Raw genomic sequence first — 11845 nt, 5'->3', positions numbered from 1 at the left:
GGCAACCAGTGCTCTTGAGCTGAACTTGCCACAGGTGAGGTGCTGGGGCGGATCGGCGTCGGCTGCCCGACCGGGGACAGCGATGCGCAAACGCAGCCGGAGGTCCGATCTTGTGTCACCGTTCGCAGTGGACTTCTTCGCGTACCCGCTCAGATCGGTCAACGGCGCACCCGATAGCGCAGGTGAAGCACCCGGTTGCCCTGAATCACCACGTCAGGATCCTCCAACAGGTGCTGCGCGTGGACCGACCCGAAGTAGCGCTTGCCGGACCCGAACACGACGGGTACGACGTCCATGCGCACCTCGTCGACCAGGCCCGCGGCAAGCACCTGGCCACCGGCATCGCCAGCGGCGACCTCGACCATGCGGTCACCCGCAAGCTCCTGCGCCTTGGCCACGGCTGCCTCGACGCCGTCGACGAAGTGAAACGGCGCCTCGGGGTCCCAGCCCTCGGGCTCCGGCCGGTGCGTCACGACGACCACGTGGTCGATCCCGCCCGGAGGCTTCCCGTCCCAGCCGTCCGTAATGTCGAAGACGTGGCGGCCGACGAGTGTCACCCCGATCTGGTCCCAGTACGGCCGGGTGTAGTCGTAGGACGTCTGCGACACCTTCACCTCGCCGCTCTCGTCCAACGGGACGTCACCGCTGGACAACCAGTCGAACAGCGGTCCGGGCTGGTCATTCTCGTCCGCGACGAAGCCGTCCACCGACACCGAGCTGTACATGACCACCTTGCCCACGGGGCTCTCCTCTGCTTTGGGGTTCCCCCAAAGTAGCGTGTCGTGAGCTGTCGCTCTTGTAAGAAATCAGTCGGCCGGCAGCGGCCAGCCGTCCAGCGCGTGGCCGGGATGTTCGCGCAGGAACCGCCGCCGGACTTCGATGTACCGGGTCGGCGTGAAGTTGGCCCGATCCTGTTCAAGCCTGGGCTCTTTGGGATAAAGACCCCGGGGAGGAGTGCAGCTGCCGAGATCAAAACCGCCGTACAACGAGGAGTTTCGTCGACAGATGGTGGATCTTGTCCGGGCTGGACGGATGCCCGAGGAACTCGCGAAGGAATACGGAGCGTCGGGGCAGTCGATCCGTATCGGAAGCGACTTCGCCGCTCAGGCGCCGAACCAGGTTTCGACCAGGGAACTCAATACTTGTCTCGCGAGTTCGCCCGGATCCGAGCCGAACATGATGTCCGCCGTTCGGTCGGGTCCGCTGGTAATTGGAACGAAACCGGGGCAGCTTCAGGCTGAGACTGGTTCGCCGATGGTGGTTCCGGCCCGAGGCACCGGGTGTGGGCTGAATCGATCAGGTCGAGTCAGGTTGGGGACCCCGTCCGTAGGGCACCGACTGCACGTCGGCCGTGTCTGCACGAGGCCGCCCCAGATCCCGAATCGCTCGTCGTTCTCCAGTGCGTACTCCAGGCACTCGGCCCTGACCTCGCAGCCGGAGCAGATGCGCTTCGCCTCCCGGGGTCGACCCACCCTTCTCAGGGAAGAAGGCCGGCGAGGAAGTCCACCAGTGCGCTGCTCGCGCGGGGCGCGGGCAGCTCGCCGGGACGGACCAGCTCCCCGGGCGCGGTAGGTGGCGCGGTGCGCGGTCGACAGGGTGTGGGGGTTCCCTCGGGCGGCGGCGAGGGTGGTGCATCAGCCCCCTGACGAATCTAGGATTGAGATCGTGAACGGCAGCGCCGACCAGAACGTCGGCAATCCTGGGGTGCGCACCGCGCCGTGAGCACCGTCAACGCCGAACTTGTCGACCAGGTGCGGGCGGTGCTCGCCGCGCACCGTCCGTGGCCCGTAACCCAGGTGGGCGACCCCGTCCTCCGGCAGACAGCGGCCCGCTATGACGGGCAACTCCCGGACGGGCTGCTCCACGAGTTGCTCGACGCGATGCGCGGGCATCTTCCCGGCGTCGGTGTCGGACTCGCCGCACCTCAGCTCGGTATCCCGCTCGCGCTGGCGGTCATCGAGGACCCGGCCCAGGTCACGCCCGAGATCGCCACCGCTCGCGAACGTCCGCCACAACCGCCGCTTGACCTCGTCAACCCCGTGATCACGCCACTGGGCCCCCAGCGACGCGTGTTCTACGAGGGCTGCCTCAGCGTTGCGGGGCTGACGGCGGTCGTCTCGCGCCATCATCAGGTGCGGCTGTCCGCGCAGGACAGGGACGGTCGTGCCTACAGCCTCGAGCTGTCCGGCTGGCCGGCCCGCATCGCCCAACACGAGACAGACCACCTCAACGGCGTGATCTACCTGGATCGAGCCGAGCTTCGGTCGGTGTCGACCGCTGCCGCCTACGAGCAACGTTGGGCCCAGCCAACACCGTCCCTCGCCGCTGCGGCGCTCGGCTTCCCGCTCTGACCGCACCCCGCAGACAGATCGCGGGCCGGATGACGGGTCGAGTAGCGTGCCGCCTCAGCTCACCAGCACGATCTTTCCGCGGGCGTGACGGGTTTCGCTCAACTCGTGCGCGGCCGCCGCCTCGGCGAGCGGGAACGCCGCCGTGACCGGCACTCGCAGTCGGCCCTCGCTGGCGAGCGTTACCGCGATCGTGAGGCCGTGCAACGCCAGCGGATCGGCGGGGGATCCGAGGGCCGTTCCCGTCTCGTCGACCGGCACGCCGTAGGACAGGTGCACGCCGTGCGCCGGGGCGGTGAAGTCGCAGATCGTCACGACCCGAGCTGCGTCGCCGGCGATGGCGACGAGGTCTGGCAGTGCCCCGCCGGCGCAGTCGAACACCGCGTCCACTCCGGCCGGCGCCAGCGCGTGGACCCGTTCGACGAGCCCCGTCCCGTACGTCGTCGGCTCCGCGCCGAGGGAGCGCAGGAAATCGTGATTACGCTCGCTCGCCGTGCCGATGACGGTGGCGCCGCGGGCGGCCGCGAGCTGGACGGCGACGGTGCCCACCCCACCGGCCGCGCCCTGCACGAGCACGGTGTGCCCGGCGCCGACCGCGAGCCGGTCGAGGACGCGGGTGGCCGTCTCGACGGAGCCTGCGGCGCCACCCGCTTCCTCCCAGCTCCACGAGCTGGGCTTGGGTGCCCAGGCGGCTAGGACGGCGAACTCGGCATTGGCGCCACGCGTGGCCGCGTCGGCCCAGCCGAACACCTCGTCGCCGACACCCACGTCCGTGACACCGTCGCCAACCTCGTCCACCACACCAGCGGCGTCGAATCCGGTCCGGTACGGGAACGTCATGGGCACCACGTCACGCATCCCGCCGGAGCGGAGCAGCATCTCCCCGGCCGAGACTCCGGAGGCCCGTACGGCGACGCGGATCTCGCCCGGACCGGCGTGCGGCGCCGCCACCTCGGCGACGTGCACGACGCTCGGCGGCCCGTACTCGGTGAACTGAACTGATCTCATGCGGCGACCGTAACGGAGCACCCCGTCCGTTTGGCTAAAGTGAGAGACGTGCCGGCTCAAGTGGTAGCAAAGCTCCGCTCGGACGCCCGCGACAACCGTGAGCGCATCCTCGCGGTCGCTCGCGCGGCCTTCGCCGCCGACGGCCTCGACGTGCCGATCCGGGAGATCGCCCGGCGTGCCGACGTCGGTGTCGCGACCGTCTACCGGCACTTCCAGACCAAGGACGTTCTGCTGGCCGAGGCCTTCGCCGAGCAGATGGCCTCGTGCTCGGCGGTCGTGGAGGAGGGCCTGGCTGCGGGCGACCCGTGGCGCGGGTTCTGCCTCGTGCTCGACAGGCTGATGGAGATGCATGCCCTCGACCGAGGCTTCGCCCGCGCGTTCACGTCACAGATTCCCGAAGCGGTCGACCTCGCCGCCGACCGCGATCACACGCTGCGACTGCTGCTCGAACTGGTGCGGCGCGCGAAGGAAGCCGGCGGCTTGCGGAGGGATTTCGTGCTGGAGGACATCAGTCTGGCGCTGATGGCGAACGAAGGCATCCGCGTCGAGTCACCTGAGATGAGGGTGGCGGCGTCGCGGCGCTTCGCCGCCCTGATGATCCAGTCGTTCCAGGCGAACCCTGTCCTGGCGCCGCTTCCGCCTGCCGTCCGGCTGCCTCTCTCCAGACGCTAGTGTTTCGAATCTGTGGTTCGGGTGAGGGTCACGGCGCTGGCGAAGATGAGGAGGCGTCGTGCCGCGCGGATGACGTCGGCGGGTCCGCCGTGTCGATTCGGCGGGTGAGGTTGTCGGCTGGGTGCTTACTGGGCATCGCCCCTGGCCAGGAGCCTCGCCGAGACCGGACGGACCCTGATCTCAGGGCCCTGAACCAAGATCAAACGGTTCTTGTTGTGATGCGTTAGGTCCACTCGACTTTGACGCCCCCAGGCCTTCGTACGAAGGCCTGGGGGCGTCTTCGTTATGTCTGCCCGGGGCCGAGCCCCCGGACCCCGACGTGCGCGACTGCCTGTGGGCCGGAGGTGATCGGGCGAGGTCAGAGGTTCGAGTCTCTTCGGCTCCACGCGGCCGGAAGGGGTCCGTCCGCTGGGGTTGGGCCCTTGACCAGGCGAAACGCCGTAGGCCTTGCACGATTCCGCCAGCTCGCCGGTGACCGCGAGCGGCTGTGACGAGCACCGCCATCGCGTCGCGCAACAGATCCGCCCGTCGTTGGCCGCAGACGGGGGAGTACAGCGACAGCGCCTTCACCGGCGCTGGTGTGGACGGTGTCGAGTCCCCTATCTGCCAGCATGAGGTGAGACAGTTTCCAGTCATCATCTTGTGACGGGGCGGGTAGGGAGGAAGGTGATTTCAGGACCTTGAACCAAGATCGAGCGCCTGCCGGCATCAGCCTGCCCACGATGACAGCCGGACCCACCCAGGGTGGGTCCGGCTGCGGTCCGCGGCGGCCTGGACTCCGGCCTCGGTGGATGACGTTGCGTCGCTGGATGATGACGTTTCTGTCGGTCAGCGTGTGGGGGGAGCGAGGCGGTAGACGGCGCCGGCGGTGTCGTCGGTGATGTAGACCGCCCCGTCCGGTCCGGTGACGGCGGTCACGGGGCGGCCCCAGCGGGATCCGTCCGCGGACTGGAATCCGCCGACCAGGGTCTGCTGTGCGCCCAGGTTGCCGTCGCGCCAGGGGAAGAAGGACACCTCGGGGGCGCGTGGGGGTGAGGCGTTCCACGAGCCGTGCACACCCACCAGGGCGCCGGAGGCGTACTCACCCGGAAGGTCGCCGTCGACGAAGGACAGGCCCAGCGGGGCGGAATGCCCGGGCAGTGACTGTTCCACGGGGGGAAGCGTCGCGCAGTCGAGCATCCGCCCGTCCGGGTTCATCTCCACGTCACGGATGAACGGGACGTCGGAGAAGTCCTGCGCGGAGCCGCGGACACCGGGGTCCACGTCGGCCTCCGGGTTGCAGTAGGGCCAGCCGAGATTGCGTCCGGGGGTGAGTTTCACGAAGGGCTCGACGGGATGGTCACGCACATAGTCGTCGATCACCCGTCCCTGCGCCGACCCTGAGCCGTCGCCGTAGGGACGGTCGTACGGGAACTGGATGTTGTCCCGGTTGTTCACCGCTGACCAGATCGCGCCGTCGGGGGCGACGCCGAGGGCGGTGCCGTTGCGGACGCCGACGGCGAACGGTTCCGGTGCGCCGCCGCCGGGCGGCACGCGCAGGATCGAGGCCCGTGGTGGGTTTGCGGTGAGGTCGTCGGCGCTGATGTTGCCGGTCGAGCCGACGGTGATGTAGACCGATCCGTCCTGGCCCACCGCGAGGCTCTTCAGCTCGTGGCCGTATCTGCCCCGCAGGTCGGGGCTGCGGGCACTGGGCAGGTCGGTGACGAGCGGGCGCGGGTTCGTGGCCTGCCCGTCGGCGTAGGTGTAGGCGTCCACCCGGTCGCTCTGCGCGACGTACAGGGTCGTGTCGGCGAAGGCGAGGCCATGGGGCCGGGTGAGCCCGTTCAGCAGGGTGGACACCGTCGCGGTGCCGCGCCCGTCCGGCTGCAACCGGACGACGGTGCCGTTCTCCGGCACCGAGACGAGCAGGGTGCCGTCGGGGGCCCAGGCGGCGTGCCGGGCGGACGGGACCCGGGCGAAGACGGACAGGGTCCAGCCGGGGGGTACGAGTGCCCGCCGCGGTGTGTTCAGCGGCGCGTCGTCCAGCCCCTCTCCGACGGTAAGGGTGACCGGGGTCAGCCCCGCCGTGGTGGCGGAGGAGGGGGCCACGCCCACCCCACTTCGGGAGGCGGAGGTGGGGGCGGGATCGGCCGCGTCCGACCCGCAGGCGGCCACGAGGAAGACGAGGGCCATCCCCAGCAGGGGGAGGCGCCGGATCGTCACAGGGCTTCTTCCCGCTGGCCGAGGCTCTCGCCGAAGAAGGACTCGATCTTGGTGAAGGGGATCAGATCGGTTCTGTCATACAGGTCGACGTGGCCCGCCTCGGGCACGATGTAGAGCTCCTTCGCCTCACCCGCCGCCTTGTAGGCGTCCCCGGCATCCACCGCCTGCCAGAAGCTGACCTTTAGCTGCACGTAGTGCTGCTGGACCGCGATGTTTTCGGCCTCGAGGGCAAGCCGCTTCTGCTGTGCCAGCAGCAGCTCCACCTGATCCGCGGCCGCGGCCGGACCGATCTCACCGTTCCGGATGTATCGCCGCATGTCGCTGACGGACATACCTGTGGCACTCAGGCAGGCCACCCACGTCGGTGTATCCATGTCTTCGTCGCTGTAGACGCGGTGCTTGCTGCTCTCGCCGCGGCGAACCGGTGCGATTATTCCAATCGCCTCGTAGTAGCGAAGCGTGCTCGCGGGAAGACCGGTCAGGGCTGCTGCTTCTCTGATCGTGTAGGTGCGGTGGGCGGTCCCTGTGCTCACTTGATCGACTCTAAAAACTTCAAGTACTCGAAGTCAACGGCTCTCGGGGCGTTCGACGGACAACAGCCCGGGCAGTGTCGGGCGGTGAGCGGGGCGACCGGGCCATCCGGCCATCCGGCCAACCGGGAAGGCGGCTGGTCGCGAGGCTCAGGTCGCCGTGGTTCGTCGGGCGCCGCGGAGGAACTGCTCGACCGCGAGCTCCACCAGTTCGTCGAGCTCCTGCGCCGAGGCGAGACCTCCGTTGACGAGCGTGACGATGCCCTGCACGGTGGTGAAGAAGATGGTGCCGGCCCGGTGCGGGCCGTCGAGGTCCAGCTCGCCGCTCGCCGCGCCGTGGGCGATGAACTCGACCACGCCCGCCAGCGCACCCTCGGCAGCGGTGATCGCCACCCCGTTGCGCTGGCTCCACCGGCGCCAACAGCGGGATCGGGCGGGTAGCCGCGAGCGCCTTCGCCGCCAGGGGCGCACGGCCGACGGCTTCGAGCTGCGGTTCGGTACCAACCACCTGGGGCACTTCGCGCTCACGAACCTGCTCCTGCCGCAGATCACCGGCCGGGTCGCGACAATCTACGCGACCGTCAAGGACATCCCCGGCGACAGCTACGTCGGCCCCGGCGGTTTCATGAACGCGCGCGGCATGCCGACCCTCGTGAAGCGTCCGGACCTCGCGAAGGACGTCGACATGGCCCGCGAGCTGTGGGTGGCCTCCGAGAAGCTGACCGGCGCGACCTTCCCGTCGCTGCTGGCGCATTCCGCGACGGTTGATCCGGCGTGACGGACTGACACGCCTCGCGATGCCTGACCGCTGGGCGGGGCAGGGGGCACGGCCTTGGGTCGCACCCCCCGTTCGTTCTGGTGGTCTGTCTGGGGGGCCAGGGCCTGACGAGGACTTCGAGGCTTTTGCGGTCGGCCAGGTCCTGGTAGGCGATCGGGCCGGATCAGACCCGCGCGGTGACGTCGAGCGGGCGCCACGGCCAGCTCGCGTCGATGACGGCGTCCGGCCGGCCGCCGCGGCGGCGCAGGTACGACTGGTAGTCCAGGGCCCAGCGGCGGTGCGCGTCGGCCTGCCAGCCCTGGAGCGCGGCCAGGCCCAGCGCGGCCCAGTCGGGATGCAGCCGGGGGAGCCGCCAGGCGATCCTGGCCGTGGTCAGGCAGTCCGCGAGCGCGTCGTGGGCGCCGTCCTGGCGGACACGGTAGTGGGCGGCGAGCGCGGTAAGCGTTCGCTTGCCGGACCGGCGCGGATCGAGCTCCCGGTCGATCACCATCGGGTCGAGGACGAGCGCGTCGTCCCGGGTGAGGCCGCGGCCGTGGTGGCGGCGCAGCTCGCGGTCGAGAAGCGTCAGGTCGAACGAGGCGTTCATGACGACGACCGGGACGCCGTCACGCCACATGGTCTCCAGCGCCTGCCCGACCCGCCCGATCACCTCGGCGGGATCGCGACCCTCGCGGCGGGCCCGTTCCGTCGTGATGCCGTGTATGCGCGCCGCGTCGTCCGGGATGTCGACGCCCGGATCGATGATCTGGCAGAGCTGGTTCAGCACCCCGGTCGGGCCGACCTTCAGGAGCGCGACCTGGACGGCCCGGTCGGTCTCCACGTCGGTTCCGGTCGTCTCGAAATCGAGCACGGCCATCGGGAGCTGCCACCACGCCATCGTGCGGTCGCCTCCTCGGAACGGCCCGGGAGACGCCGTCACGCCGGGAACAGGGAGTGGACGCCACTATTCCACCGGACGGCGCGGGCGGGTAGCGGTGGATTGACGGCCCGCTGGGTCCTCGCGGTCGCGATGTTGTCGCCACCCCGCCGGATCCTCACGGCGTCGACGCCGATGCTGGTGTCGGCACCGAGGTCGATATCGCTGTCGGCGCGGGCGCGGGTGCCAGGGCGGTCGCGAGGGCCGCCGCGGCGGCGGCCTCGTCCGCCCCGAGGGAGGACCAGAAGTCCGCCCCCGGCGTCGCCTCGACTTGTGTCCTGCGGCCGTTGTCCCAGGCCGCGTCGAAGGACAGCCGCCAGGAGTGCAGGAACGTCCGGGTCACCGGCGCGCGGTCGAACAGCGGGTCACCCTCGATGGGATGTCCGATCCAGGCCAGGTGGACCCGGATCTGGTGGCGCCGTCCACTGATCGGGTACGCGGCGAGGAGGGTGTGCTCCGCGCCCTCCCACACCCGGGCGACGCGGGTGACGGACGGGTAGGTCCGGACGTTCGGGAACGTCCGGGCGGCCGGCACCGTCCAGCTCGCGGGGCTGGCCGCGGGGCTGGCGGAGTCCAGCGTGCCGGCGGGGCCGTCCGGGGCGTAGGTTCCGGCGGAGCCGGGCCGGGCGACGATGTCGGCCCGGTTGGCGGCGATCCGCACCCGGTTCTTGCGCCCGACGCTCAGCGGGAGGTCGATCGTGGCCAGCTCGGGCAGCCCGCGGGTGCGCGTCAGCGCCAGGTAGGTCTTCGCCACCGTGCGCCGGTTGAACTGGCGGGTCAGATCGCCGTGGAAACGCAGCTCCTTCGCGAACAGGATGACGCCGGAGGTGACCTTGTCGATGCGGTGAGCGGGGAACAGCTCCTCACCGGAGTCCCGGGCCATGGACACCAGGTCGGTGTCGTGGCGCTCACCCATCACCGAGATGCCCACCGGCTTGTCGAGTGCCAGTACCGCCTCGTCCTCGTAGATCCGCCGGCTCTCCCGGATCGTTGTCCACTCCGTCACGAGACCGCCCGCCCCCACAGTGCCGATGCTCACAATTCAAGTATTCGCCACACGGAGAGCCGGCGGACGGGATCCTCCCGAGGTAGGAGGTCCGCTCTGCCCGACGTGGGCGTCCTGCCGATGTTTCCAGGCTGCCCTGGGAACCCGGCTCCGGTGCCGATCGCCGGGCCGGGTCGGCGCCGCGGCCGGCTTCCCGGCCGACCGTGCGCAACCTGACGTCGGAAATTTTCCCAGATTCGTGTAATAAGCCCAGTACAAGCTACTTCGTCCGTAGCAGAAGGGACCACCATGACTGCCGGCCCCCGTCAGCCTGACCGCACGTCATCCGCAGCCGGCTCGACGTTCATGCCCGGGAAGAGCGCCTCGGTGCCCCGCCAACCGTCGGCCGTTTCCGGGGGAGGGGAGGCCCGCGCCCGAACCGGTGCTCCCGGCGAGGCGGGGACGCCCGCGGGGAGCGTCGTGAACGCGCGTGGCGTCGTGAACGCGGGTGGTGCGGTGAACGCGGGTGGTGCGGTGAACGCGCGCGGCGTCGGGACCACGGGTACCGGTGGGACCGCGCGCGGGGCGGAGGGCGGTCCGGGCGGCCGGCCCGCGGCGCTGGATGCCCTGCCCGGCGAGACCACGGACAGCGCCCACGCGCCGGTCGCCGCTGGCGGGCTCCCGGGCGGGCCGCCGCCGATGGCGCGGCCCCGGGCCGCCGCCGGGGCGCTCTTCTTCGACGAGGAGGGCCGGGTCCTGCTGGTCGAGCCGTCCTACAAGCCAGGGTGGGACATCCCGGGCGGCTTCATCGAGCCCGGCGAGTCGCCCTACGCGGCGTGTGTCCGTGAGGTCGAGGAGGAGATCGGCATCGTCCCGCCGATCGGGCCGCTGCTGGCGGTCGACTGGGCCTCCGACGAGATCGCCGGAGACATGCTGCTGTTCGTCTTCGACGGCGGGCTGCTGCCGGAGCCGTGGCGGGCTCGGATCCAGGTCGACATGGACGAGATCATCAACTGCGCCTTCACGCCGATCTCGGAGGTCGATGACGTGCTGCCCGTCATGCACGCCCGGCGGGTCCGGGCCGCCGCCGAGCTGCGCGGCCAGGGCGACGGCGCCGGCTATCTGGAGCGCGGGTACCTGGTGCCGTCCGATCCGGCGCTCGCCGCGGACGGCACGGGGGAGTAGCCGCCTCCAGGCCAGGCCGGGCCAGGCCGGGCCGGGCCGGGCCGGCCCGGGATCAGGCCAGGCCAGGCCAGGGCGCGGGTCGGTCTCGCGGGTCGCGCGGCGGGGTGGTCTCCGCGGGCGAAGGAGGGTCCCTCCGCGCGTCAAGATGCCGTCCGGGCCGCGGGGGGGCGACGATGCCCGCACGGGACGGCGTCCGTCACGCAGGGCGGACGGTTGTCGAGCCAGGCTCCCCGGCACCGGGGCCGGCTCGCGGACGGCCGGCAGGCGGCCGCTCGCACCCGGCCAGCGCGGCTGACAGGGGCGACGCATGTCCAGGACGATCCGAGCGGCGCTTGTCCAGGCCCGGTGGACGGGCGACCAGGAAACGATGATCAAAGCCCACGAGGAGCACGCGCGGTCAGCCGCCGCGCTCGGCGCGCAGGTCATCTGTTTCCAGGAGCTCTTCTACGGGCCCTATTTCTGCCAGGTTCAGGACGCTGCCTTCTACTCCTACGCGGAATCGGTCCCGGGGCCGGTGGTCGACCGCTTCGCCGCCCTCGCCGCGGAACTCGGGATAGTGATGATTCTGCCGGTCTACGAGCAGGAGCAACCCGGAATCCTTTACAACACGGCGGCGGTCGTCGACGCCGACGGCACCTTTCTCGGCAAGTACCGCAAGACCCACATCCCGCACGTGACCGGATTCTGGGAGAAATTCTACTTCCGGCCCGGGAACCTCGGATACCCGGTCTTCGACACGGCGGTCGGCCGGATCGGCGTGTACATCTGTTACGACCGCCATTTCCCGGAGGGCTGGCGCGCCCTCGGCCTGAACGGGGCCGAGCTGGTGTTCAATCCGTCCGCCACGTCACGCGGCCTGTCGAACTACCTGTGGAAGCTCGAGCAGCCCGCGGCCGCGGTCGCCAACGAGTACTACGTCGGCGCGGTCAACCGGGTGGGTGTCGAGGACCTGGGTGACGACGACTTCTACGGAACCTCCTACTTCGTCGACCCCGAGGGGACGTTCGTCGACGGCACCGCGGACGCGCACGAACCGGAGCTGCTGGTCCGCGACCTGGACATGAGCCTGCTGACCACGGTGCGCGACCGGTGGGCGTTCTACCGCGACCGGCGGCCGGACACCTACGGCGACCTCACCGCGCCGTGAACGGCCGCGCGCCGTCCCGTCCTGGGCCGCCGGTCAGGCGGGTGGCAGACCCGGCGTGGGGACGGACCGGCGCG

General features: G+C 70.5%; 12 protein-coding genes and 2 pseudogenes. 5 read left to right on the top strand and 9 right to left on the bottom strand.

Going from position 1 to position 11845, the window contains the following annotated elements:
* Window positions 1-158 precede the first annotated feature (158 nt).
* The 3 genes and pseudogenes from B056_RS0114165 to B056_RS46025 form a co-directional block, all read right to left on the bottom strand.
* Entirely contained in the window at window positions 159-740 is a 582-nt protein-coding gene (locus tag B056_RS0114165) for a dihydrofolate reductase family protein (RefSeq protein WP_020572489.1), read from the bottom strand.
* Window positions 741-806: 66 nt separating this feature from the next.
* Window positions 807-896: pseudogene (locus tag B056_RS46030) on the bottom strand (AraC family transcriptional regulator); the annotation flags it as partial.
* Window positions 897-1232: 336 nt separating this feature from the next.
* Window positions 1233-1472 carry a WhiB family transcriptional regulator gene (locus tag B056_RS46025; RefSeq protein ID WP_407672362.1) on the bottom strand — a complete coding sequence of 80 codons (240 nt, stop codon included), beginning with the start codon at window positions 1470-1472 and terminating at the stop codon, window positions 1233-1235.
* 246 nt (window positions 1473-1718) lie between these two features.
* Here B056_RS46025 and B056_RS0114155 point away from each other — a divergent pair, with 246 nt between their 5' ends.
* The gene (locus B056_RS0114155) at window positions 1719-2351 is read left to right on the top strand and encodes a peptide deformylase (protein ID WP_018502526.1); all 633 of its coding nucleotides are present in this window, start codon (window positions 1719-1721) and stop codon (window positions 2349-2351) included.
* Between the two features lie 54 nt (window positions 2352-2405).
* Here the strand turns inward: B056_RS0114155 and B056_RS0114150 are convergent, their stop codons facing one another.
* Window positions 2406-3356 (bottom strand): NADP-dependent oxidoreductase, encoded by a 951-nt coding sequence (locus tag B056_RS0114150; RefSeq protein ID WP_026239697.1) that lies wholly within the window; start codon window positions 3354-3356, stop codon window positions 2406-2408.
* A gap of 48 nt (window positions 3357-3404) precedes the next feature.
* Between B056_RS0114150 and B056_RS0114145 the strand changes: the two genes are divergently transcribed.
* Complete coding sequence (locus tag B056_RS0114145) at window positions 3405-4028, top strand: TetR/AcrR family transcriptional regulator (RefSeq protein ID WP_035751480.1); 624 nt, start codon at window positions 3405-3407, stop codon at window positions 4026-4028.
* A gap of 828 nt (window positions 4029-4856) precedes the next feature.
* Here B056_RS0114145 and B056_RS45380 read toward each other — a convergent pair.
* From B056_RS45380 to B056_RS0114125, 3 genes are all read right to left on the bottom strand, one after another.
* Entirely contained in the window at window positions 4857-6200 is a 1344-nt protein-coding gene (locus tag B056_RS45380; RefSeq protein ID WP_035751495.1) for a PQQ-dependent sugar dehydrogenase, read from the bottom strand.
* A gap of 26 nt (window positions 6201-6226) precedes the next feature.
* Window positions 6227-6763: a MerR family transcriptional regulator gene (locus B056_RS40615; RefSeq protein ID WP_076784695.1), complete on the bottom strand. Its 537-nt coding sequence runs from the start codon at window positions 6761-6763 to the stop codon at window positions 6227-6229.
* A gap of 147 nt (window positions 6764-6910) precedes the next feature.
* Window positions 6911-7153, bottom strand: coding sequence for a hypothetical protein (locus tag B056_RS0114125; RefSeq protein WP_018502520.1), 243 nt, complete (start codon window positions 7151-7153; stop codon window positions 6911-6913).
* A gap of 67 nt (window positions 7154-7220) precedes the next feature.
* On the opposite strand from B056_RS0114125, the pseudogene B056_RS0114120 reads away from it, so the two are divergent.
* Window positions 7221-7538, top strand: a pseudogene (locus B056_RS0114120) (hypothetical protein); the annotation flags it as partial.
* Between the two features lie 163 nt (window positions 7539-7701).
* On the opposite strand, the gene B056_RS0114115 reads toward B056_RS0114120, so the two are convergent.
* Both B056_RS0114115 and B056_RS36445 read right to left on the bottom strand, forming a co-directional pair.
* Window positions 7702-8415 (bottom strand): 3'-5' exonuclease, encoded by a 714-nt coding sequence (locus B056_RS0114115; protein WP_026239696.1) that lies wholly within the window; start codon window positions 8413-8415, stop codon window positions 7702-7704.
* A gap of 157 nt (window positions 8416-8572) precedes the next feature.
* On the bottom strand, window positions 8573-9460 hold the full coding sequence (locus tag B056_RS36445) for an RluA family pseudouridine synthase (RefSeq protein ID WP_020572488.1): 888 nt from the start codon (window positions 9458-9460) through the stop codon (window positions 8573-8575).
* A 459-nt stretch (window positions 9461-9919) separates the two neighbouring features.
* Here B056_RS36445 and B056_RS0114105 point away from each other — a divergent pair, with 459 nt between their 5' ends.
* Together B056_RS0114105 and B056_RS0114100 are read left to right on the top strand one after the other, a co-directional pair.
* Window positions 9920-10624 carry an NUDIX domain-containing protein gene (locus tag B056_RS0114105; RefSeq protein WP_018502516.1) on the top strand — a complete coding sequence of 235 codons (705 nt, stop codon included), beginning with the start codon at window positions 9920-9922 and terminating at the stop codon, window positions 10622-10624.
* A gap of 307 nt (window positions 10625-10931) precedes the next feature.
* Window positions 10932-11771, top strand: a complete 840-nt coding sequence (locus tag B056_RS0114100; RefSeq protein ID WP_026239695.1) for a nitrilase-related carbon-nitrogen hydrolase — start codon at window positions 10932-10934, stop codon at window positions 11769-11771.
* Window positions 11772-11845 lie beyond the last annotated feature (74 nt).

The organism is Parafrankia discariae, assembly GCF_000373365.1.
GTDB lineage: Bacteria > Actinomycetota > Actinomycetes > Frankiales > Frankiaceae > Parafrankia > Parafrankia discariae.
This window is presented reverse-complemented; position numbering and strand designations above follow the sequence as displayed.

Bases quoted from the DNA above. Each gene is read 5' to 3' on its own strand.
- B056_RS45380 (WP_035751495.1), bottom strand. From the start codon at position 6,200: ATGGCCCTCGTCTTCCTCGTGGCCGCCTGCGGGTCGGACGCGGCCGAT.
- B056_RS0114115 (WP_026239696.1), bottom strand. From the start codon at position 8,415: ATGGCGTGGTGGCAGCTCCCGATGGCCGTGCTCGATTTCGAGACGACC.
- B056_RS0114150 (WP_026239697.1), bottom strand. From the start codon at position 3,356: ATGAGATCAGTTCAGTTCACCGAGTACGGGCCGCCGAGCGTCGTGCAC.
- B056_RS0114100 (WP_026239695.1), top strand. From the start codon at position 10,932: ATGTCCAGGACGATCCGAGCGGCGCTTGTCCAGGCCCGGTGGACGGGC.